Annotated in this window: 22 protein-coding genes and 2 tRNA genes; 19 read left to right on the plus strand and 5 right to left on the minus strand. The window is 68.1% G+C overall.

Going from position 1 to position 21,642, the window contains the following annotated elements:
- Window positions 1-203: 203 nt before the first annotated feature.
- The 11 genes from RCH21_RS06295 (at window position 204) to RCH21_RS06345 (ending at window position 10,647) form a co-directional block, all read left to right on the plus strand.
- Window positions 204-2,123 (plus strand): DEAD/DEAH box helicase, encoded by a 1,920-nt coding sequence (locus tag RCH21_RS06295; protein WP_442784675.1) that lies wholly within the window; start codon window positions 204-206, stop codon window positions 2,121-2,123.
- Window positions 2,124-2,249: 126 nt separating this feature from the next.
- Window positions 2,250-2,321, plus strand: a tRNA-Thr gene (locus tag RCH21_RS06300).
- Between the two features lie 54 nt (window positions 2,322-2,375).
- Window positions 2,376-2,452 (plus strand) — tRNA-Met (locus tag RCH21_RS06305).
- Window positions 2,453-3,001: 549 nt separating this feature from the next.
- Window positions 3,002-3,877 carry a glycosyltransferase family 2 protein gene (locus tag RCH21_RS06310; RefSeq protein WP_326963642.1) on the plus strand — a complete coding sequence of 292 codons (876 nt, stop codon included), beginning with the start codon at window positions 3,002-3,004 and terminating at the stop codon, window positions 3,875-3,877.
- 69 nt (window positions 3,878-3,946) lie between these two features.
- Window positions 3,947-5,074 (plus strand): hypothetical protein, encoded by a 1,128-nt coding sequence (locus tag RCH21_RS06315; RefSeq protein WP_326963643.1) that lies wholly within the window; start codon window positions 3,947-3,949, stop codon window positions 5,072-5,074.
- Window positions 5,058-5,870, plus strand: a complete 813-nt coding sequence (locus tag RCH21_RS06320; RefSeq protein ID WP_326963644.1) for a glycosyltransferase family 2 protein — start codon at window positions 5,058-5,060, stop codon at window positions 5,868-5,870. Before RCH21_RS06315 ends, RCH21_RS06320 begins: the two co-directional genes overlap by 17 nt.
- Entirely contained in the window at window positions 5,867-7,150 is a 1,284-nt protein-coding gene (locus RCH21_RS06325) for a lipopolysaccharide biosynthesis protein (protein WP_326963645.1), read from the plus strand. The genes RCH21_RS06320 and RCH21_RS06325 overlap by 4 nt, the downstream gene beginning before the upstream one ends.
- On the plus strand, window positions 7,150-8,928 hold the full coding sequence (locus RCH21_RS06330) for a glycosyltransferase (RefSeq protein WP_326963646.1): 1,779 nt from the start codon (window positions 7,150-7,152) through the stop codon (window positions 8,926-8,928). The genes RCH21_RS06325 and RCH21_RS06330 overlap by 1 nt, the downstream gene beginning before the upstream one ends.
- Window positions 8,925-9,260, plus strand: a complete 336-nt coding sequence (locus tag RCH21_RS06335) for a hypothetical protein (RefSeq protein ID WP_120147137.1) — start codon at window positions 8,925-8,927, stop codon at window positions 9,258-9,260. Before RCH21_RS06330 ends, RCH21_RS06335 begins: the two co-directional genes overlap by 4 nt.
- Entirely contained in the window at window positions 9,224-9,598 is a 375-nt protein-coding gene (locus tag RCH21_RS06340; RefSeq protein ID WP_326963647.1) for a hypothetical protein, read from the plus strand. The genes RCH21_RS06335 and RCH21_RS06340 overlap by 37 nt, the downstream gene beginning before the upstream one ends.
- Entirely contained in the window at window positions 9,595-10,647 is a 1,053-nt protein-coding gene (locus RCH21_RS06345; protein ID WP_326963648.1) for a hypothetical protein, read from the plus strand. Before RCH21_RS06340 ends, RCH21_RS06345 begins: the two co-directional genes overlap by 4 nt.
- A 218-nt stretch (window positions 10,648-10,865) precedes the next feature.
- Here RCH21_RS06345 and RCH21_RS06350 read toward each other — a convergent pair whose 3' ends face one another.
- The 4 genes from RCH21_RS06350 to RCH21_RS06365 form a co-directional block, all read right to left on the minus strand.
- A complete protein-coding gene (locus tag RCH21_RS06350; protein WP_326963649.1) occupies window positions 10,866-11,057 on the minus strand; it encodes a hypothetical protein in 192 nt (63 codons plus the stop codon).
- Between the two features lie 61 nt (window positions 11,058-11,118).
- Complete coding sequence (locus RCH21_RS06355; protein WP_326963650.1) at window positions 11,119-12,288, minus strand: RtcB family protein; 1,170 nt, start codon at window positions 12,286-12,288, stop codon at window positions 11,119-11,121.
- A 72-nt stretch (window positions 12,289-12,360) separates the two neighbouring features.
- Window positions 12,361-12,990, minus strand: a complete 630-nt coding sequence (locus RCH21_RS06360; protein WP_326963651.1) for a class I SAM-dependent methyltransferase — start codon at window positions 12,988-12,990, stop codon at window positions 12,361-12,363.
- Window positions 12,980-14,137, minus strand: coding sequence for an NAD(P)/FAD-dependent oxidoreductase (locus tag RCH21_RS06365; RefSeq protein WP_326963652.1), 1,158 nt, complete (start codon window positions 14,135-14,137; stop codon window positions 12,980-12,982). The genes RCH21_RS06360 and RCH21_RS06365 overlap by 11 nt, the downstream gene beginning before the upstream one ends.
- A gap of 91 nt (window positions 14,138-14,228) precedes the next feature.
- Here RCH21_RS06365 and RCH21_RS06370 point away from each other — a divergent pair, with 91 nt between their 5' ends.
- The 8 genes from RCH21_RS06370 to RCH21_RS06405 all read left to right on the plus strand — a co-directional run bounded on the left by RCH21_RS06370 (window position 14,229) and on the right by RCH21_RS06405 (window position 21,014).
- The gene (locus tag RCH21_RS06370) at window positions 14,229-14,846 is read left to right on the plus strand and encodes a helix-turn-helix domain-containing protein (RefSeq protein ID WP_326963653.1); all 618 of its coding nucleotides are present in this window, start codon (window positions 14,229-14,231) and stop codon (window positions 14,844-14,846) included.
- Window positions 14,847-14,949: 103 nt separating this feature from the next.
- Entirely contained in the window at window positions 14,950-16,488 is a 1,539-nt protein-coding gene (locus RCH21_RS06375; RefSeq protein WP_326963654.1) for a MinD/ParA family ATP-binding protein, read from the plus strand.
- A gap of 82 nt (window positions 16,489-16,570) precedes the next feature.
- Window positions 16,571-17,620 (plus strand): ATP-dependent DNA ligase, encoded by a 1,050-nt coding sequence (locus RCH21_RS06380; protein WP_120147130.1) that lies wholly within the window; start codon window positions 16,571-16,573, stop codon window positions 17,618-17,620.
- A gap of 76 nt (window positions 17,621-17,696) precedes the next feature.
- Window positions 17,697-18,641: a DUF2797 domain-containing protein gene (locus RCH21_RS06385; RefSeq protein ID WP_326963655.1), complete on the plus strand. Its 945-nt coding sequence runs from the start codon at window positions 17,697-17,699 to the stop codon at window positions 18,639-18,641.
- 35 nt (window positions 18,642-18,676) lie between these two features.
- On the plus strand, window positions 18,677-18,907 hold the full coding sequence (locus RCH21_RS06390; RefSeq protein WP_120147129.1) for a hypothetical protein: 231 nt from the start codon (window positions 18,677-18,679) through the stop codon (window positions 18,905-18,907).
- A 120-nt stretch (window positions 18,908-19,027) separates the two neighbouring features.
- Window positions 19,028-19,477, plus strand: a complete 450-nt coding sequence (locus RCH21_RS06395; RefSeq protein ID WP_120147128.1) for an FAS1-like dehydratase domain-containing protein — start codon at window positions 19,028-19,030, stop codon at window positions 19,475-19,477.
- A 2-nt stretch (window positions 19,478-19,479) separates the two neighbouring features.
- Window positions 19,480-19,920, plus strand: coding sequence for a MaoC family dehydratase (locus RCH21_RS06400; protein WP_120147127.1), 441 nt, complete (start codon window positions 19,480-19,482; stop codon window positions 19,918-19,920).
- Window positions 19,917-21,014 carry a UDP-N-acetylmuramate dehydrogenase gene (locus RCH21_RS06405; RefSeq protein WP_326963656.1) on the plus strand — a complete coding sequence of 366 codons (1,098 nt, stop codon included), beginning with the start codon at window positions 19,917-19,919 and terminating at the stop codon, window positions 21,012-21,014. The genes RCH21_RS06400 and RCH21_RS06405 overlap by 4 nt, the downstream gene beginning before the upstream one ends.
- 49 nt (window positions 21,015-21,063) lie before the next feature.
- Here RCH21_RS06405 and RCH21_RS06410 read toward each other — a convergent pair whose 3' ends face one another.
- The gene (locus tag RCH21_RS06410; protein ID WP_326963657.1) at window positions 21,064-21,492 is read right to left on the minus strand and encodes a hypothetical protein; all 429 of its coding nucleotides are present in this window, start codon (window positions 21,490-21,492) and stop codon (window positions 21,064-21,066) included.
- Window positions 21,493-21,642: the final 150 nt, after the last annotated feature.

Here is a 21,642-nt window from a genome sequence, read left to right on the forward strand (position 1 = left end):
CTCGGAGCACAGACTCGCGAGCAGATTCATCAGGGAGCGCCGGCTAGAAGAAAAGTCACACATCACTGCTGAGAGAGCAGAGAACCACGTGTGACGAGGAGTTCGGCCTCGGGATTGAAACAGTGCCGGAACTCTATGTTCATTCGGCTCCCCGGACTCCAGTCCGTAGGGCCGACCGGCACCTACCTGGAGGATCATTCCCCGTGCCTGAAAACCTGTCCGAGCACATCATCGACACCACCCCCGTCATCGAGGCCACCGCAGCGGTTCCCGCGGCAGAGTCCGACGACGACGGCGTGGACATCCGCTTCACCGACCTGAACCTCGACGGCCGCATCCTCGCTGCGCTGACCGATCTCGGCTACGAGAAGCCCTCACCCATCCAGGCTGCGACGATCCCCGCGCTGCTCGAAGGCCGCGACGTCGTCGGACTGGCGCAGACCGGCACCGGCAAGACCGCCGCGTTCGCCGTCCCCGCGCTGTCGAAAATGGCGGAACTGGCGGATGTCAACGGCGGCCCCAGCAAGAACACGCAGGTTCTGGTGCTCGCACCGACCCGCGAGCTCGCGCTGCAGGTAGCCGATGCGTTCACCTCCTACGCAAAGCACATGGAGGGCTTCACCGTCCTTCCCGTCTACGGCGGAGCGCCCTACGGACCGCAGCTCAACGGGCTGCGCCGCGGTGCGCAGGTCGTCGTCGGTACCCCGGGTCGCGTCATCGACCACATCTCGAAGGGTTCGCTGGATCTCTCCAACCTCGAGTACGTCGTGCTCGACGAGGCCGACGAGATGCTGCGCATGGGCTTCGCCGAGGACGTCGAGCAGATCCTGTCGTCGACCCCCGCGGAGAAGCAGGTTGCACTGTTCTCCGCGACCATGCCCCCTGCCATCCGTCGCATCGCGAAGAAGTACCTGAACGATCCGGCCGAGATCTCGGTCAAGGGCAAGACGACGACCGGCACCAACACGCGCCAGCGCTACCTGCAGGTCATGGGTCCGCACAAGCTGGATGCGATGACCCGCATCCTCGAGGTGGAGGACTACGACGGCATCATCGCCTTCGTCCGCACCAAGGCTGCTACCGAAGACCTGGCGGACAAGTTGCGTTCACGGGGCTTCTCGGCTGCAGCCATCAACGGAGACATCCCCCAGCAGCAGCGCGAGCGCACCGTCGAGGCGCTGCGTGACGGCAAGATCGACATCCTGGTCGCCACGGACGTTGCTGCCCGTGGCCTGGACGTGGACCGCATCTCGCTCGTCGTAAACTACGACATCCCGAACGACACGGAGTCCTACGTCCACCGCATCGGCCGCACCGGCCGCGCGGGCCGTTCGGGCGATGCGATCCTCTTCATCACTCCTCGTGAGAAGTACCTGCTCCGTTCTATCGAGAAGGCCACGCGCCAGCCGGTCGAGCAGATGCAGCTGCCCTCCACGGAGAAGATCAACGAGCTGCGCCTCAGCAAGTTCGCGGACAAGATCACGCAGACCCTTGCAGGCAAGGAGGTCGGGCTGTTCCGCGACCTGATCGCCACCTACGAGCGTGACCACGACGTCCCCGCCAACGAGATCGCTGCTGCCCTTGCCGTCATGGCGCAGGGCGGCCAGCCGATCCTCGTTCAGGACATCCCTGTCGCTCCCGCCGGACAGCGCGAGCGGGCCGACGGTCGCAAGGACGCATTCGGATCGCGTGGCCCGACGCGCACGCTCACCGAGGGCAACGCCACCTACCGCATTGCGGTCGGTCGTCGCCAGCGGGTGATGCCAGGTTCGATCGTCGGTGCCATCGCGAACGAGGGTGGCCTGTCCTCCGCCCAGATCGGTGGCATCGATATCCGCGCGGACCACAGCCTGGTGGAGCTTCCTGCCGACCTCTCGACGGACCAGCTGCGAGCACTCTCCAAGACGCGCATCGGCGGTGAGCTCATCCACCTCGAGCTCGACAAGGGGCGCAAGCCCGCGGGAAGCCGTAGCGCCGGCGAGTTTAAGAAGCCTTTCAAGAAGGACTTCCCCAAGCGCGACGGTGACACCCGCTTCGCGGGCGATGCCAACCGCAAGGCACGTCACGTGAAGGGTGCCGGAGCCGGAGCCGGGCGCTCCAGCGCAACGTCCGATCAGTGGTAGGAAGCAGCGTCTGAACCCCAGCGGGCCCATGCTCTGCATGGGTCCGCTGGGGAATCCCGGTCTGCTCCTGAGAGCAGCTGACGATTTCGCACCAGCGGCTCGGAACTGGTAAAGTTTCTTGCTGTTGCCCCCCTAGCTCAGTGGTAGAGCGCGTTCTTGGTAAGAACGAGGTCACCGGATCGATTCCGGTGGGGGGCTCGTGAATGAGGGGCCCGTGACGATCATCGGATCGGTGCGGGCAGCCTCATTTAGGGCGGTGTAGCTCAGCTGGTTAGAGCGCACGACTCATAATCGTGAGGTCGTGGGATCGAGTCCCACCACCGCTACCAAGAAAGGCCCCGGAGCTTCGGCTCCGGGGCCTTTTTCGTTGTCTGCGCCCATCGTCCGGATGCTGGGCCGCCCTCCCGCAGACAGGCGCCCTCGACGCTGTGAACACGAGCACCCCGGGGACCTGTGCGCCGTCGACCGCCGCCCCGCTGAGCAGTCCCGCTGAGCCGTCCCTCGAGTCGGAGCGGAGCACTCCGGTCCAGCAGCTGGAAGTACCCCCCTACCTAACGCGCTTAGGGGAAATTCCCCCAATGTACCTAACGGGTTCCACATTGTTACCCCTCCACCCCTAGTTCGAGTGGGGGCGTGAAATTCCCTAGGTATGGCGCGATTTCAAAGCGAGTATTCACTACTGGTGTTTACCCCACGGGGTCGGCATATTCTCCAACAACGGGCAGAGCCACTTTGTGGGATTCCAATTCCATTCAGGGGCGCTGGCTGGATTAGTCGCCGGGACCACGGAACGGACCGAGGCCCGGTGAGCGCTGGTGCGGTGCGTCCTGCAGCAACGCATCCCATCGGCCGAAGTTCCCTACACACGCCAAGAAGTGGTGAGGCATTTGTCTATCTCGATCCAGCTCCCAATTTCCTTCTCCAAGCCGACGGCAACGCCGGGGAGAGCGTCCATAAGCGTCGTAATCCCGACCCTGAACGAGGCCAGGAACATTCCTTGGGTTCTCCGGCGCATGCCCACGTACGTGGACGAAGTCGTCATCGTCGACGGTCGTTCCACGGACAATACCGTCGGGGTGGCGCAGGCACTCCGCGAGGACATCGTGGTGGTGAACGAGAAGCGTAAGGGCAAAGGTGTGGCACTGCGGTCAGGATTCGCTGCAGCAACGGGTGACATCATCGTCATGCTCGATGCCGATGGAAGCATGGATCCCCAAGAGATCGGCTGGTTCGTATCTCCGCTCCAGCACGACTACGACTTCGTCAAGGGTTCCCGATACGTCACCGGAGGAGGCTCGGAGGACCTGACGTGGCTACGGCGTACAGGAAACCGTGCGCTGACCGGGCTGGCCAACGCAGTTCTGCACAGCAACTACTCGGACCTCTGCTACGGCTACATCGCGTTCCGGCGGGAATGCCTGGAGGTTCTGCAGCTGGAATCCGACGGATTCGAGATCGAGACGGAGCTGATTGTCAGGGCCGCCAGGGCAGGCCTCCGGATTGCCGAGGTCCCCAGCTTCGAACTGGACCGCATCTCCGGTGCATCGAATCTCCAGACCTTCCGGGACGGATGGCGGGTGCTGGGCACGATGGCGCACGAGTGCCTCCTGTGGGAGGCCCCCACAGCTGGTGCTCGCCCCGAAGCACTGCGTCGCGTGAAGTATGCCTACGCCAACGTGAGCTTCCCGCGAACGCCCACCGATCCGACAAGCGTCCTTCCCGCGTTGAGCGCGCCCGTCATCAGCGTGGCCTGACAGGACGAGCAATCCAGAGTGTCAACACCAGCAACACGATCCGACCGACTTCATCCAAAGGGGACAACCATGCACACCGAGCAGACCAGATCACTGAACTTCGACATCCACGGCCGCGTCACGATCCGCGTCGACGCGAGCGCGCCGGCAGCAAGGCAGCTTCAGACCATGCTGGCGTGCTTTGCCACGGACAAGGACAGCGAAGGGCCGGCCGACATCGTTGTCGACGACCGGCCGGAGCTGATGCCGGATGCGGGTCTGCTGGAGCACGAACTCGCCTACACGGAGAACAGCGTGCGTTTCCAGGCCGACCGGGTCCAGGTCGTGCGGGATGGCCGGCAGTGGCGCGTCCACGGGCCGGGTGAGCTGTTGACCTCCGTGGTCCCTATTCTCGATGCCGCCATGGTCGGTCAGGGAGCCGGCATGATCCACGCGGCGACGATGGCGTACCGCGGCCACGCGATCGCGCTTCCCGCCGCCGGAGGCACCGGGAAGACAAGCACCGCCGCCAAGCTGATGCGGCGCGAGGGTTGGTCGTTCATGGGCGACGACTGGGCCTTCCTGGCCGACGACGCCACGATGCTCGGCTATGCGAAGCCGATGTTCATCAAGCCGCACCACCGGGACATCTACCCCCACCTGTTCGAAGGTGTCCGCAAGCCCCTCGTCCCGTCACAGCTGTCGCAGACCGTCGGCCGCCTCACCACGGTGGTCCACCCGTTCGTCATCCGCTACCCACGCGTTGCGGACTTCTCGCGGCGGTGGTCGCCGGAGCACCGCATGGTCGAGCCAGCGGCCGCCTTCCCCGGACGTAAAGTGACGACCTCGGCTCCGCTCGCGGCCGCCATCTACATCGAGCGCTTCGAGGGCTCCCGGTCCCGTCTGGTCGAGCGGTCACGGGACTGGATGGTGGACCGCATGCTCGGCAACTTCCACATCGAAATGGCCGGCTTCTCGCAGCAGGTCGTGACCGGCCTCGCGGCCACGTCGGTCGTGCCGTGGCGCGAGCACTTCGCGGCGAAGGGGGACGTGCTGACCAAGTCGCTCGACGGACGGCCCTGCCACCTGCTTCAGGTCCCCTCCGCTTACTCGGCGGACGAGGCATCGGACGACATCGTGAAGCACCTCGAGCAGCTGCTGCCGTCGATCCTCGACGAGCAGGCGTCGGGGGTGGGACACAGTGGGGCACAGTCTTGACCAGGTCACCGCGGTCGTGCCGGCCCGCAACGCGGAGCACCTGCTCCCGCGCTGCCTGGAGGCACTGCGTAAGTCCGGTGTCGCCGAGATCATCGTGGTGGACGGATGCTCCACCGACGGCACGGTCGGCCTCGCCGAAGCGGTCGGCGCCCGGGTCCTGAGTGACGAGGGCCGCGGCCTGCCCTGGGCTCGGACACTCGGCGTGCAGAGCAGCAGCACCCGGTGGGTCCTGCTTGTCGACGCCGACGTCGTCTTCGGGCCGACGGGGGTCGCCGACCTGCTCACGGAGATGGTGGAGGGCGGCTACGACGCCCTCCAGGCCGGTCTCGAAAGTGTCGCCGGACCGGGCTACTGGGGGCAGGCGCTGGCACATCACCATCGCACCGGCCGCAGCCGCAACTGGTTCGGGCTCGTGGCGACGCTCGTCGACCGCGACCTGATGCTCGGCATGGGTTTTGACGACTCGTTCAAGTCGGGGGAGGACATCGAGCTGCGCTGGCGCATGCGCGATTCAGGGCTGCGAACGGCCGTGTCGAAGCGGGTCATGGTCGAACACCGCTTCGCTGCGGACGACTTCGACTTCGCGCTCGATCAGTTCCTCATGGACGGAACGGGTCTGGGACGGATGATCCGCAAGCACGGCTGGCGCGGAGCGAGGCTCGCCCTCCTACCTGCCGCTGCGGCCGTCCGTGGCAGCGCGCTGAGCCTCACCGCGGGCCAGCCCCGGTGGCTGCGCTACTACGCGGCCTTCTGCTGGTACAACTATGCGGGCCTAGCGAGGGGCCTCACGTCGTGAGGGCTGGGCGGGGGACTACAGTCACGGACGCCTCGACCGTCAGGCACTCCTCCCTGCGCAGCTGGTTCGGCCTCGTCCTGGCCAAGGGCGCCCAGACAGGTGCGGGCTTTGCGTTCTGGATCGTCGCTGCACGTGCGACATCCGACCGTGAGATCGGGCTCACCGTAGCCGCGGTCTCCGCGGTGATGATCTGCACGCAGCTCGCGGTGCTGGGCGCCGGCTCGGCCGTGATCGTCGCGGTGGGCCGGGGGGAGCCACCCGCGCGGGTGCTCGATGCGGCGTTCGCCATCGTGGGGATAGCCGGTACCGTGCTGGCCGTCGGCTACCTCGTCCTGCAGTCGGCCGTGGCGCCGGACACGGCCTCGGTATCGATCCTCTTCTGGCTCACCTTCCTCGTAGCTGCCGTCACCGGCACCCTGGTCATCGTGCTGGACCAGGCTCTCGTGGCGTTGGGACGCGGTGCAACCGCGACCCTGAGGTACACGGTGGGCGGCGGAGTCTCACTCGGGGCTGCAGCGCTCGTGGCCTGGCAGGCGCACGGCGCCTCCGCCGACGTGCTGATGGCCTGCTGGACCCTCGGGACGACCGTCGCATGCGTCGTCGGTGCGGTCCAGCTGCGGCGACTGGTCGGCTACCGGCCGCGACCGACCTTCCGCTCGGCGCGCCGCGGCCGTCCACTGCTGGCTGTGGGTCTCCCGAACCAGCTCCTCACCCTCACCGAGCGCACCCCCGGGCTCGTGCTGCCCCTCCTGCTCGCGCACATGGTGGCGCCTGAGGCCGCTGCCTACTGGTACCCCGCGTGGATGATGGCCTGGGCCGCCTATACCGCTCCGATGCTGATGGGCATCGTCCAGTTCTCCGAGGGTGTCCGCGACCCCGGCCGCCTGGTGGCGAACACCTGGGCGAGTCTGCGCTGGTCGCTCGCTGTGGGAGGTCTGGCTGCCGCCGTCCTCGCCATTCTCGCTCGCCCGCTGCTCAGCCTGCTGGGGGAGCAGTACGCCGACAATTCCACCGACGCTCTACGATGGCTGGCGGCCGGACTGGTGGCGTTCACGGTGCTGCAGGCCTACAACGCCGTGTGCCGGGCCCGCGGTCGGTACGCCGAGGCGATCGTGGTCGGCCTGGCGCTCGGCGTCGCCCTCTGCGCCTCGGCGCTGTCGGTCGCCGACAGGGGCGCCGGCGCCATGGCCCTTTCTTGGGTGGTCGTGCTCACCATCGGCGCCGTGGCGGTCGGCCTCCGGCTGGTCGCCGTCCTCCGGCGACTGACACAGGAGGCATGATGACCAGCACACTGGATGCGCCCACCCGTACGGTAAGGCGCTGGAAAGGCCGTGACGCGTGGTGCGCGCTGGCGGGCGTCGTGTCCCTGGCGCTTGCCGTGGGGGCCGCCTCCACGGTGTCCGTGCCCGTGAACAGCGACCTGGGGCTCGTTGCCCTGCTGCCCTACCCGTTCTGGGCGGGGCTCCTGCTTCTGAACATCGCCTTCGTCGTGGCGCTGCGGGGCGATGCCGCGGGCCCGGCCCGCCGCCCGGTCATGATATGGCTCATCGTGGTCCTCGTGCTCGTACTTTTCGGGACCGCAGCCTTCGTGACGGACGTCCCGCGAGGGGAGGTCGCGTTCCGGCATCTCGGCATCGCCGACGCCCTTTCGCGCACGAAGGGGATTGACCCGGACATCGACGCGTACTTCAACTGGCCGGGTTTCTTCGCCCTCCTGGCAACGCTGCTCGGGGCGACCGGTCTCGACCCGGTGACCGTTGCCCTGTGGGCGCCGGTGTTCAACGTGGGTCTCTGGCTCATGGCCGTGGCCGTGCTGACCGGGTACCTGACGCGCGATCGGCGACGGCGCTGGCTCGCGCTCTGGATCTTCTGCCTCGGCAACTGGCAGGACCAGGACTACCTGTCCCCCCAGGCCTTCGGCTTCTTCCTGCATCTCGTCGTGATCGCGCTGGTCGTCGGCCCGTTGGCCGCGCGGCTCCCCGAGTTCCGAGGCTTCAAGCGCGCCGCACTGGTGTCGTGGTGGCGACGGCGGTCGGCCGCCGAGCGCCGGCCGGGGCATCGGGTGGGCGCCCTCGCGGTGATCCTCCTGCTCGTCACGGTCATCTGCGCGAGCCATCAGCTGACGCCGTTCATGCTGCTCATCGCCATCACCGCTCTCACACTGGGTGGACGTGTATGGCCCAGCCGGCTGCCCCTGATCATCGCAGTCGTGCTGATGTTCTGGCTCGTCTACCCGGCGAGTGCCTATCTCGTAGGGCACCCGCCCCTGGCGGATGCAGGATTGCAGCTCGCAACCGACGCGAATGTCGTCGATCGGGTGAGCGGAAGCGCTGGACACGTGCTCGTGGTGCAGATCCGTGTGGTTCTCACCATCGTGCTGTGGGCGCTCGCCGCGGTGGGGGCTGTGCGCGACTGGCGTCGAGGGCGCCTGGATATCCGGGTTGTTCTTCTCGCCGTCACTCCAATATTGCTCTTCCCCGCGCAGTCCTACGGCGGGGAGATGCTCATACGCGTCTCGCTGTTCGCGCTGCCGTTCATCGCCCTGCAGGCGTGTTCGGTCCTGCTTCCTGCAGAGGGCAGTACACGCCCCTCCTCCCGTAGGACGGTGTATCTTGCGCTCACCTGCTTCCTGCTGGCCCTGCTGGCCGTGACCGGCAGGTTCGGGAACGCCAAGTACGACGTCTTCACCGACGGCGAGATCGACGCCGTCGCCGCCGTTCAAGAAGTGGCGCCGCCCGGCTCGTCAATCATCTCCGCTGCGAACCCGACGCCGTGGCGCAGCGAGGCCTACCTCGAGCACCGGTACCGGACCATCAGTAACCTGTGCCTGTCCGACCTGACGACGGCGACGTGCGGCCCGATCGTCTACGACTACGCCCGGCACAACGCAGCTGGTGCCGTCGTCATTCTCACGCGCTCGTCGGAGGCGAGCCTCGTGCTCCAGGGCACCAGCAGTGCGCGGGAACTCGCCGAGCTGGAGCAGTGGCTGAGCGTGCAGGACGGCGTGGAGCTCGTCTACAGCAATGCCGACGCTCGCGCGTATCGGGTGACCCAGTGAACGGCGTCAGCCGGGCCACCCTGGCGCTCGGGCTCGCGGCCGTCGCTCTGTCGCTTGCGACGCTCGCCGGGCTGCCGACACCGCTGCAGGCTGTCGCCGCGATAGCCGTCCTCGTCGTGCTCCCGGGGCAGGCACTGGTGCGACTCATACAGGTGACCGACGTAGCACTCGGCGCGCTGCTCGTCCTGGCGCTCGGCCTCGCCACGCTCACGGCGGTGTCCACGGCGATGTTCTACCTCGCTGTGTGGTCGTGGCAGGCGTGCGTCGTCACGATGGGCGTCATCACCGTCCTCGCATGCACCGCACGCGCACGACGGGAGGCTACGTCATGATCATCGATCTTGCGGGACTGCTCGCAACCGCCATCCTGCTCGTCACCCTTGTCGCGCTCGAGGTCCGACGCGTCGGGCCGGACACCGTACCGACATCCGCGGGTGACCGACCTCGCGCTCGGCACGCTGCTCCTTCCGGTGCTCTGCCTCGCTTCGCGGCAGTGACAAGTGTGCGTCGTCACGACGGGCGCCATCAACGTCCTCGCGTGGAGGGCACGCGAACAACAGGCGGCGCCCTGATCGACCTGGCGGGGACTGTGAGCCGGAGGACCGTCGTCATCATGTGGATGATGTACCTGCTCCTCGTCCTTCCCCGCGTCCTGGGACTCCTCGCATGAGCGGCGCGGCGCGGTGGTGGCTCCTCAGCGACCTCCACCTCGGCGTGTCCGACGACGACCCCCGACATCAGGGCAGGGTACTGCCCGAGTTCCTGCGCCGCGAGGTACTCGCGCCCACGCATCCGCAGCTGAGCGTCGCCTTCGTCGGTGATACGTTCGAGCTGGTCGGGCTCTCCGAGGACGAGAGCCTGGCCCGGCTCGAGTCCATCCTGGCCCACCACGCCGACACGTTCCGGGCGCTGAGGGCATGTGCGGCGCGCGGCGTGCAGTTGCATTTCGTCTGCGGCAATCATGACGTGGAGTTGGCCCGACCCTCGGTTGCCGCCCGCCTGTCGGCCTTGCTGTCACCCGAAGAGCCCGCCCGGGTCCAGGTCCATCCGTGGTTCCTGCACGTACCCCACGTGCTGGTGGCCGAGCACGGGCACCAGCACCACTCGCTGCACCGGATACCCGAGGTACTCCGCGCGGCGATCAACGGCACCGACGAGCTTGCCCCCCCACCTCTCGCGGCCTGGAACGCCCAGCCGTCGAGGTCACGCCTGAGCCGTGCCGGGGCTGTCGCCCGTGCCTGCCTGGCGTCCGAGCGGGGAGAACGCCGCGTCCGGGAGTTCGCGTACGACGAGCTCCTGCAGGCCGAATCACTGCGACTCGAACTCGACGGGGTGGCCGTTCGGGACCTGGCGCACCTGTCCCGGTTCCGGACCGTGTCGGCGCTCCCTGTCGCGGCGACACGCATGGTGCTCGGGGCCACCGGGCGCCGGGTCACCGGCGAGCAGGCTCCTGCTGCAGCGGGACGGTTCGCACGCACCCTCGAGGCGCACGGTTCCGGGGTGGCCTGGTATGTCTCCGGCCATACCCACCATGCCCTGGAGTCCGCGCTCGAGGGGTGCGCCACCCGGTACGTCAACACCGGCACGTGGTGTTCGGACGTCCGGGGTCGCGGACCCGACCAGTCGGATCGTCGGGCCTTCCCGTACGTCGTGGTCGACGTCGACCCCGACGGCGCCACCAGCGGTGGCTTACGGTATTGGCGTCCACACGAGGGTTGAGCCGTCCCGGTGGGCGTGAACTACACCTGGGGCTAGCCCTCTGCGACGTCCTTGACGGATTGCGGGGTCTTGCGGCCCAACTGCTGGTCGAGCGCAACGCGGAGACGCGCCTTCGGGGCGGTCACCCTCGGGGTGTCAGCAGGACGGGGGTAGGGCGCTGCGTCGATAGCCCACTGCGTGCGGCGCCACCATTCGGCGCGGTCGTCCGCTCTGCGCTTCTACTCGAGGGAGGCCCTGTCCGCCGTAGCGCGTTGCCGCAGGGTCGCGAATGCGGTCACGGTGGCCAGGGCCGCGGCGAGGAGGACGGCGAAGGGTGCAAGGGCTCCGACGACCTCCCACCACTGGGGGCCGTCGGACGCGATCTCCACCACGATCGGCTCCGGGGGCTGAGTGCCGGTCAGGACGAACATGGCGCCGGCCTAACCGCCGCCCCTCTCGTTCCCGGCTGACCATCGAACCGGCACGAACAGCTCAATCACCCTTCACATTGATGATCTGCCGGAGTGTGTGGCGGATGTCGACGAGCTCGCGGGCGTCCTGCATGACGATGTCGATGTCCTTGTAGGCTGCCGGGATCTCATCGAGGAACGCTGGGGTGTCCCGGAATTCGATGCCCCGCATTGCCTTCCGGAGCTGGTCCTGGGTGAAGGTCTTCCTGGCAGCGTTGCGCGAGTACTCGCGCCCGGCCCCGTGGGGGGCAGAGTCCATCGCCTCCCGGTTGCCCCTTCCTGACACCACGTAGGAGCGCGTGCCCATCGAACCGGGGATGAGGCCGGGACGCCCGGGGTCGGCTGCGATGGCGCCCTTGCGGGAAAGCCACACGTCCTTGCCGAAATGGGTTTCCCGGTGCGTGTAGTTGTGATGGCAATTGATGCGCTCGAGCTGCTGCACCGGCTTGCCGACCCAGTGCGTGAACTGGCCGACCACGCGGTCCATCATCTCCTCGCGGTTGAGCAGGGCGAACTTCTGCGCCCACATCAGTTCGCTGATGTAGCGGTCGAACTCAGGAGCGCCCTCCTCGAGGTAGGCGAGATCCCGGTGCGGCAGGCTGATCGACCGGCGTGCACAGTACTCCTGCGCTATCTGGATATGTCGCTGTGCGATGCGATTCCCGACGCCCCGCGATCCCGAGTGCAGGAAGAGCCACACGTCGTCCCCCTCATCCAGGGACACTTCGATGAAGTGGTTGCCCGAGCCGAGCGTGCCGAGCTGCAGGCGCCAGGCCTTCACGTAGCTCGACGGGTCGAAACCGGCTGAGCGCGCATCCTGCTCGAGGGAGTCGATCCGGGGCTGGGCCGAGGCACTCACGCGCTTGTTGTTGTTGCCCGCTGACAGTGGGACGGCCCGTTCGATGGACACCCGCAGCGATCGCCGGTCGAGGCGGGCTATGTCCCGCGCCGTGTAGTCGGTGCGGACGGCCACCATCCCGCAGCCGATATCCACTCCGACCGCCGCCGGGATGATCGCCCCCAGGGTCGGCAGGACCGACCCGACGGCGCAGCCCAGCCCCAGGTGCGCGTCCGGCATCGAGGCGAAGTGCGGATATACGAACGGCATCGAGCTCGTCATCCGGTTCTGAGCCAGCGTCGCGTCGTCGATGATGCTCGCGAAGTTGACGTACTTCTCGGTGATCCACTGCATCCGTCGAGGCTACCGAGCGGGCCGGCGGGAGCGCACGGGGTGTCGGTGCCCCATCGGGTGCTTGCGATCGGGTCAGTGGAGGCGCACCGCCCGCAGCACCGCGTCACTGATGTCCACGTTCCGCCCGTCGGCCGTCCGTTCGACGCGCGGGCGCGAATCGCAGACACGGATATCCCAGGAGTCGTCGAGCAGCTTCGCGATCTCCTGGGGCGTGAAGAAGAGGTCGGGCTGCTGTGGCCGTCCGATTCCGGAGTGGAGGTCCGACGGGTCGTGGGCGACGATGAGCAGGGTCCCGCCGACTCCGACGAGGGTCGCGAGCGAGCCGAAGATGCGGGACCGCTCCGGCTCGGGCAGGTGCACGAACTGGATCGAAACGAGGTCCAGATCCCCAGGAAGCTCGGGTGAGGCCAGCAGGTCTACCTGCCGCCACTCCAGGCGCCCGACGATGGACGTTCCGAGCTCCTCCGTGTGGGAGCGGGCGCGGGAGAGCGCCACTTCGGACACATCGACTCCGAGGACGTCCCAGCCGCGGGATGCGAGCCACACGGCATCAGCGCCCTCACCGCAGCCGACGTCGAGTGCCCTCCCGGGGCTGAGGTGCTCGACTTCGGCGACGAGATGCCTGTTCGGCTTCCCGCTCCAGATCCGGGTCCGCTGCCTGTAGCGGTCGTCCCAGAACTCCTGCGTGTATTCAATGTGCATGGTGCGTTCCTCCATCGGGTGCTGCTGCGACCAGGGACACGGCGTCTTCCGTGTCCCCGCCTTGCCCATCACCGAGCCCTCCATCCATTCCGTCGCTCTGTCCAATACCGAGCCCGTCGTCGAGCCCGTGTCGGCGTGTACCAAGGATGCGCTCCGAAACCTCGGCCTCCATCGACGCCGAGAAAGGACCCGCGTAACCGTCCACCGCCCACGCCGTTTCTTCCTCCACGAGGTGCGCATTGATCATCGCACCCGCCATGGTGCCCTCGGCAGCGGCCACGATGACCTGCGCTGAGATGTTGGAGACGTTGCCGGCCACATAGACCCCCGGTACCGCCGTCGTACCCATGGGGCCGGGCTCGATGAACAGGCCCATCCCGGAGGGGTGCTCCTGCATGCCGAGGCCGAGGGCACCCAGCAGGTCACCCCTCGCCCTCATGCGCGTGCCGACCGCGAGGGCCTCGATGTCGAAGCGGCTGCCGCCCTCGACCGTCACTCCGGTAAGGACACCGTTCGTCTCGTCAGCGGAGACCACAGCGCCGTCGACCACCCGGATGGACCTCGCAGCCAGCTTCTCCCACTCCTCCTCGCTGGGGACGACCGTGTCGTTGAGGAAGAGCGTGATGTCACCCGACCACTGCCGGAACAGGAGGGTCTGGTGCACCGACATGGCACCTGTGCCGAGGACGCCGATCCGCTTGCCGCGGATCTCGTAACCGTGGCAGTAGGGACAGTGGACGACGCCGGTACCCCACTGCCTGTCGAGACCGGGTATGGCAGGCAGTTCGTCGATCAGGCCAGTGGTCAGCAGCAGCCGCCGCCCGACGACGACGCGTCCGTCCTCGAGCACGACTTCGAATCCCTCGGAGGCGTGACGGACGTCGGTGGCTTCGGCGGCGACGATGGCGGCACCGTACGACTCCGCTTCCGCCCGGCCGGCAGCAAGAAGGGCGAGGGGATCCATGCCCTCACGGGTCAGGAATCCGTGGACGCCATGTGCGGGGGCGTTGCGCGGGGCGCCGGCGTCGATCACGAGTACGGAGCGAAGTGCCCGGCTCAGGGTGACGGCGGCGCTGAGCCCTGCTGCTCCGCCGCCGATGACGACGACGTCGTAGCGGGAGCGGGAAGCGTTGTGTAGGGATGACATGGTGTTCTCCTTCTGGTGTGCCGATAGATCAAGCATCGGCAGACGGCTCCAATTGCGCAAACTTGCTTGCTGGTATGGCAAACTTGGAGGTATGACTACTGACTTCGATTCGGTGCTCGGTGCCGTCGGCCCCAGACTCAAGGCACTCCGGGCGCAACGCAGCCTCACTCTCAGTGAGGTGTCCGCGGCGTCGGGCGTCTCCGTCAGCACGCTCTCGCGGCTAGAGTCCGGTCAGCGCAGGCCCAACCTCGAACTGCTCCTGCCCATCGCCCAGCTGTACGGGGTGCCGCTCGACGACCTCGTGGGAGCTCCGCCCACCGGGGATCCCCGCATCCACCTGCGGCCCATCGAGCACAACGGCATCACCGCCATTCCCCTGACGAGGCGGCCGGGCGGTGTACAGGCTTTCAAGATGGTGCTCGCCGGGGACGCGCGCGGATCGGAGCCGGACCTGCAGGTTCACGAAGGCTACGAGTGGCTCTACATCCTCAACGGCTCCCTGCGCCTGGTGCTGGGGGACAACGACTTCGTCCTCGGGCCCGGGGAGGCCGCGGAGTTCGATACCCACACGCCGCACTGGTTCGCCAGCGCGAACGGGAAGCCGGTCGAATTGATCAGCCTCTTCGGACAGCAGGGCGAGCGGATGCACGTCAGGGCACGTCCGCAGCGGGGCGGAAGGACCGGAACCCCGCCGTCGGCCTCCTTATAGGATGGCGCTCAGTCGGATCTACTGACGGGGCCCGTCGACGGGCCAATGGGGGAACGGAAGACCAATGACGCAAGAGCAGCCTGCCTGGATACCGGAAAGTCCTGTGGACGAATCGAGCCGGGCACGACGGCGGCGAGCAGCGGCGGACTCCGGCCCGCCCAGGTTCGTCGATCGTTTCGCCCCTGAAGTCACCAGCCAGGACGAGGCCGCGGCGTTCGGGGGGCAGCACCCCGACGACGACGTCGATCTCACTCTTCAGCGCGTGCCCACCGTCGCGGCCCCAGCCGCCGCTCGGCCGACCGAGGGTGCCCCGACCCCGGCAGCAGACCGCGCTCCGGCGGGCGTGCCGATCTTCGAGCCCGCGACCGGACCGGTGCGGATCTCGGTGACCCCACCCGGGCCGGCGGTGAGCACCGGCAACGCCCCGTTCCATGGCACCGTCCAGCCCACCGACGCAGACCGAATCGGGGCACAGCCAGTACTGGCACAGCCCGTACTGGCACAGTCGCCTGCGCCGGTGCCTGCGCCGGCCTCGTTCGGTGTTTCTGTCCACCCCGAGCAGCAGGCATCCCGTGCCCTTCCCCAGGGCGAGGTCGGGGCAGCCGAACCCGGCGAGATCCGGATGCCCGAACCTGCCGAGGTCCGGACAGCCGAGCCCGCCGAGGTGTCTGCACCTGTGGTGTCCGTTGCAGGGCCGAGCGCGCCTACGGGCCTCCGACCGCGGGACGGCCGCAAGTCCTTCCTGTCAGCCGGCACCGCCGTCGTTCCCGCGGAGACCGGACTCCGCGGTGTCCTGACGCGCCTCGGGCTGCGGCTGGCGCCATCACCCGCGGAGGTCGCGGTGCGTGCTGATGTCGCCGCCGTCAGCAGGCATTGGCCGGGGCCGCGCACCATCGCGGTGGTGAACGGCAAGGGCGGGGCCAACAAGACGCCCACCACCGTGATGCTCGCGGCCGTCTTCGCCCGCAACGGGGGAGCGCCCGTACTCGCCTGGGACAACAACGAGACTCGCGGCACCCTCGGGTGGCGCACCGAGCAGGGCCCGCACGAGGCGACCGTGCTCGATCTCCTCCCACAAACGGGCGCCCTCCTCGCGCCGTCCGCACAATCGGCCCTGCTGGCCCGGTACGTCCACCACCAGACCGCCGACAAGTTCGATGTGCTCCGCTCCAAGCCCGACGTCCTCGCCACGCAGCAGAAGGTGACGTCGGAGGACTTCGATGCCCTGCACGAGGTCGCGTCGAAGTATTTCAGGCTGAACCTGATCGACTCCGGGAACGATGAGACGGCCGAGCGGTGGCTGCGGATGATCCACCACACGGACCAGCTCGTCATCGCGACGACCACCCTCGAGGAGCATGCCGAAGCGGGTGCCCTGCTGCTGGAGGCCTTGCGTGCGCGCGGTGGCCGGTACGGCGAGCTGTCGGAGCGCGCCGTCGTCATCGTGAGCCAGTCGGACAAGAACGGGACCCAGTCCCAGGCGCAGTCGATCGCCGACGGCTTCGGCGATCTTGCCCGCCGCGCCGTCACCATCCCTTTCGATGTGGCACTGCTCAAGGGCCGCATCCGATTCTCAGCCCTCCGGCCGACGACGCAGCGGGCCTGGCTCGCAGCCGCCGCAGCCGTATCGGAAGGCCTCTGAGGCCGGACGGTTCGCACGGAGCCGGGCGGCCCGACCTGTCCCGCAGGTAGCCGGAACGCCGTCGATGCGACAGGATCAGGGAATGACCGACCTGCCGTTCCCCCTCCAGCCGATGCTCGCGAAGGCGGTCGACGCCGTACCCGGACCCGACAGCGTGCCCGGCGGACTCGTCTACGAGCCGAAATGGGACGGCTTCCGGGCCATCGTGCGGATCGAGGACGGTACCTGTGACATCGGCAGCCGCGGTTCGAAGATGTTGACACGGTACTTCCCCGAACTCGTCGACGCCCTGCTCGAACACCTTCCCGACCGCTGCGTCGTCGACGGGGAGATCGTGGTGCGCCGGGGCGAGGCGGGTGCGGAGCGGCTCGACTGGGAAGCCCTGTCCCAGCGGATCCATCCCGCGGAGAGCAGGGTCCGGCTCCTCGCAGGCGAGACGCCGTCCTCGTTCGTCGCCTTCGATCTCCTCGCGATCGGGGACGCCGACCTCACCGGCGTCCCCTTCCGGGAGCGCAGGAAGGCGCTCGAGGGCATCGGCCGGTCCTTCGGCTCTTCGATCCACCTGTCGCAGGTCACCGACGACGTCGACCTCGCCCGGCGCTGGCTCGTCGAGTTCGAGGGCGCAGGCCTCGACGGCGTCGTCGCCAAGCCGCTGGACGCGGCCTACGAGCCGAACAAGCGGCGCATGCTGAAGATCAAGCACCACCGCAGCGCCGACACCGTGGTGCTCGGCTACCGGGTGCACAAGTCGGGGCAGGGAGTCGGCTCCCTGTTGCTCGGGCTGTACGACGACGACGGCGAGCTCCGCAACGTCGGTGGCATCTCGGCGTTCTCGGACAAGCGTCGGCTGGAACTCGTGGAGGAGCTCGACCCGGACGTGATGCGCGATGAGGACGGCGGAGTCGAGCTCGGAGCGACGGACCGCAGTCGCTTCGCCTCCGCCAAGGACGTGTCCTATATACGGCTGCACCCGCGGCGCGTCGTCGAGGTGCGATACGACCAGATGGAGGGCGACCGCTTCCGGCACACCGTCCAGTTCGAGCGCTGGCGGCCCGACCGCGAGGCCCATTCCTGCACGTTCGACCAGCTGGACATCCCGGCGGCCTACGATCTCAGCAGGGTGCTGGCCTGAGGAACATTCGACCGGCCGGTCTGTGGGTGCCCGCGCCTACGCTGGGGGAGTGACTTCCACCTATCTTTGCAGCGGCGTGAGCTGGCACGCTCCAGGGCCCGTCCTGTCCTTGCACGAGGTGCCGGCCGGCGGCGCCGCTCCCGGGATCGCGCGCGACGCATCGACGAGTGACCTTCCCCTGACTGCCGGCACGAGGCTGGCCTTCGAGGTTGCCGCCGAGGGCCGGTACTGCCTGGGCTTCCATCGCGTCCACGGCCGGGATGACCGCACGTGGGTGCAGTGCGCCGACCAGGCGCCGGCCGACCGGGGGCACCAGTGCAGCCGGTGCTTCGTTCAGGACGACGCCCGCTTCATGCACGACTTCCATCGCTCGGGCATCGCCCCACCGGGATTGAAGCGCTATCTCGACCAGCCCCACTGGCTGTACGTCGCGACCTTTGCCGACGGTTCGACCAAGGTGGGCACCGCCTCGCACCCCAGGAAACGGGCGCGCCTCGTGGAGCAGGGGGCCCTGGTGGCGCAGTTCGTCGCGCACGCGGTTGACGGGCGGGTGGTTCGGATCCTCGAGGACGAGGTCACCCGGACGCTGGGCCTGCAGCAGGCCGTGAGGTCGGGGACCAAAGCCGCCGCGCTGTGCGCACCCCTGCCGGCCGCGCAACTCGAACGCGTGAATGACGGATTCGCCCTGGCGACGCGCGGACTGCTCGAGAGTGGTCCCGCGATCGAAGGGATCGAAGGGATCGACGGGACGGAAGGGTTCGAAGTGGTGCACGAGGAGTTCGATCCGCCGCCGTCGTGGTCGGCCGTCCTCGGCCACGGCGCACCCCAGCCCTACCCGGGAGCACTGGTGCACGGACGGCACGGATTCACCGTGCGCGGGATCCTCGGTCCATCTGCGCTGGTCTCGATCGACGGTACGGATCTCCTGTTCGTCGTCGACCTTGCACAGCTCAAAGGGAGGCGCCTACGGTTCGGCGCCTTCGCCACTCCGGTCCCGGCGGTCCAGGAGGTGCTCTTCTGAACACCTGCCGGACCGTCGGCAGTAGAATCGGGATCATGCTCAATACGCCCTGGGAGACCGGCTCGGACCTCTACCGCAAGCTGGTGGTTTCCGCCCTCGTGACGACGGCCATCGGTATCCTCGTAGCGGTCATCGGAACCGCATCGGGCCAACAGGTTCTCGTCTTCACGGCCATCCCGATCATTGTCGCGGGCATGGTGTGCCATCTCGCCGGCATGGTGATCCGTTCGCGGGACGTTCGCCGTCGCCTGAAGGACAGGCGCTGACGCCGCCCTGATCCTGTGCGGTGGCACTCCCTGCAGGATCCGCCCGCTCGCACGTCCCATTTCCACTGCACGTCCCGACGCGCATCCCGACCGCCCGACGCCGCTTCCACCGGAGGATCCATGACCATCGACCCGAACCTGCAGGGGCGCAGCTACCCCGCAGGAGAGACCTACTCCGTGGGGCGTGAGGCGATCCGCGACTTCGCGCGGGCCGTTCAGGCGACCCACCGCGCGCACTACGATGTAGCCGCCGCCGCCGCCCTCGGTCACGCCGACCTGGTCGCCCCGCCGACCTTCGCGATCATCGTCGCCCAGCGGGCCGATGCGCAGCTGATCAGCGACCCGAGCGCCGGCATCGACTTCACCCGCGTCGTCCACGCAGACCAGCGCTTCATCCACCATCGCGCCATCGTCGCGGGGGACCAGCTGGTCGCCGAGCTGCACGTGGACCAGGTGCGGGCCATGGGTGGGGGCGCGATGATCACCACCCGCGCGGAGATATCGACGGTCGACGGCGTGCCCACCGCGACGACGACGTCATCGCTCCTCGTACGCGGGGAGGACCAGTAGCCATGACAGTGCTCCTCTCGACCCTCGAGGTAGGCCAGCAGATCGGCACCCGCACGCTCGACATCACGCGCCAGGACCTCGTCCGGTACGCCGGCGCATCGGGTGACCTCAATCCCATCCACTGGAACCAGTCGTTCGCGGAGGGCGTCGGCCTCCCCGGAGTCATTGCCCACGGCATGTTCACCATGGGTGCAGCCGTCCAGCTGGTGACCGACTGGAGCGGTGATCCAGCCGCCGTCATCGACTACCAGACGCGCTTCACGAAGCCCGTGGTCGTCAGGGACACCACCGCTCGACCCGGCGAGGCCGGGGCTGTCGTCGAGGTGACCGGTGTCGTCGGCGCGATCGACACCGAGCGCTCCACGGCCCGCATCGACCTCACGGTGACCTGCGCAGGGCAGAAGGTCCTCGTCAAGGCGCAGGCCGTGGTGAAACTCCCATGACGGCACCCGGTACCCGCACCGGAACACGGCTCGCCGACCTGACGACCACGCGCGTCGGCGGACCCGCGCGCCGGCTCGTCGAAGCCTCGAGCGAGCAGGAGATCGTGGAGGCGGTCCGCTCCGCGGATGCTGCCGGCGAGCCGCTGCTCATCGTCAGCGGAGGCTCCAACCTGCTCATCGGCGACGAGGGCTTCGACGGGACGGTCATCCGCATCACGTCGACGGGCTTCACGGTGAACGACGATGACGCCACGTGCGGCGGCGTCATGGTCAGGGCGCAGGCGGGCCAGGACTGGGACGAGCTGGTCCACTACACCGTGATGCATGCGTTCTCCGGGCTCGAGGCCCTCTCGGGTATCCCGGGCTCCACCGGGGCGACACCCGTGCAGAACGTCGGGGCGTACGGCTCGGACGTGTCGCAGACCATCGCGACGGTCAGGACCTACGACCGCGAGACCGACCGGATCAAGAGCTTCACGAACTTCGAGCTGTCGTTCGGCTATCGGGATTCCTTGCTGAAGCGCAGCACCGTCAAGGGGTCGCCCCGCTACGTCGTGCTCTCGGTCGAGTTCCAGCTCGGCCTGGGACGCATGGGCAAGCCCGTCCGGTACGCGGAACTCGCCCGCGCGCTCGGCATCGAGGTGGGTGCCCGGGCCTACGCCAACGACGTGCGCCGGGAGGTCCTGAAGCTCCGCACAGGAAAAGGCATGGTCCTCGACGCCCCCGACCCCGACACCTGGAGCACCGGGTCCTTCTTCACCAATCCGATCATGGGTGAGGATATCGCCGCGGGCCTTCCCGACGACGCTCCGCGGTATCCGTTCGGGACCAAGGGGCAGGTGAAGCTCAGTGCGGCGTGGCTGATCGAGCACGCCGGGTTCTCCAAGGGCTTCGGATTGGCGGACGACGAGGGGCACGTTGCGGCGGGAGGGCGTGCCTCGCTCTCGACCAAGCACACACTGGCCCTGACGAACAGGGGAGGCGCCTCGACCTCGGACCTCCTGTCCGTGGCCCGGCTGGTGCGGGACGGCGTCGAGCGCACGTTCGGCATCCGGCTGGAACCCGAGCCGCTGCTCATCAACTGCGAGCTGTAGCGCCCACCGGCACGACCGGTCACCACCATTACCGGCACGATGCCGCATCTCACAGCGCGGGGGACCGGCGGGCCTGCTCAGCAGCGGCGCGGGTGAGGACGACGTCGTTCCAGCTGTCCTCGCGCTGCACGAGCCGCCGCGAGCACAGCCACTGGGCCAGCCTCGAGGCCACGCTGATCTGGGCGAGCCTGTCGTGGAAGTCCGGGAGGAGCTGGGGCACCGCGAGGAACTCCGGAAGCGCGTGCAGCAACTCCCGTGCCCCCATGACCTGCACATAGGGCGTCTCGGTGCCGAATTGACGTTCCAGGGCGAGCAGTTCGCGGTCGACTCCCGCCAGCCGGGTGGCGGCGACCTCCTCGAGATAGCTCCGGAGGTGGAACTGGACCCGCTCGTACCGAAGCAGGCTCTCCGGATGCCGGGTATGGCCGCTCGCAGCGAAGAAGCGCCGGAGGATGGTGTCTGCGTTCAGGGGATCCATGGGGCACATACTGCCCGCGCCCTCCGACCATTTGACGAGGGCGGATCGGTGGATGCGCGACTGTCATCGGGGATGCCTATGATGTGGTGTTCGCACTGATACGTCCGGCCGCCCGAAGCCGACGTGGGGCTGCCCTCGGGCACGGAGGAC

The sequence above is a fragment of the Arthrobacter sp. PL16 genome, assembly GCF_035985055.1.
In the GTDB taxonomy this organism is placed as follows: Bacteria; Actinomycetota; Actinomycetes; order Actinomycetales; family Micrococcaceae; genus Arthrobacter_D; species Arthrobacter_D cheniae.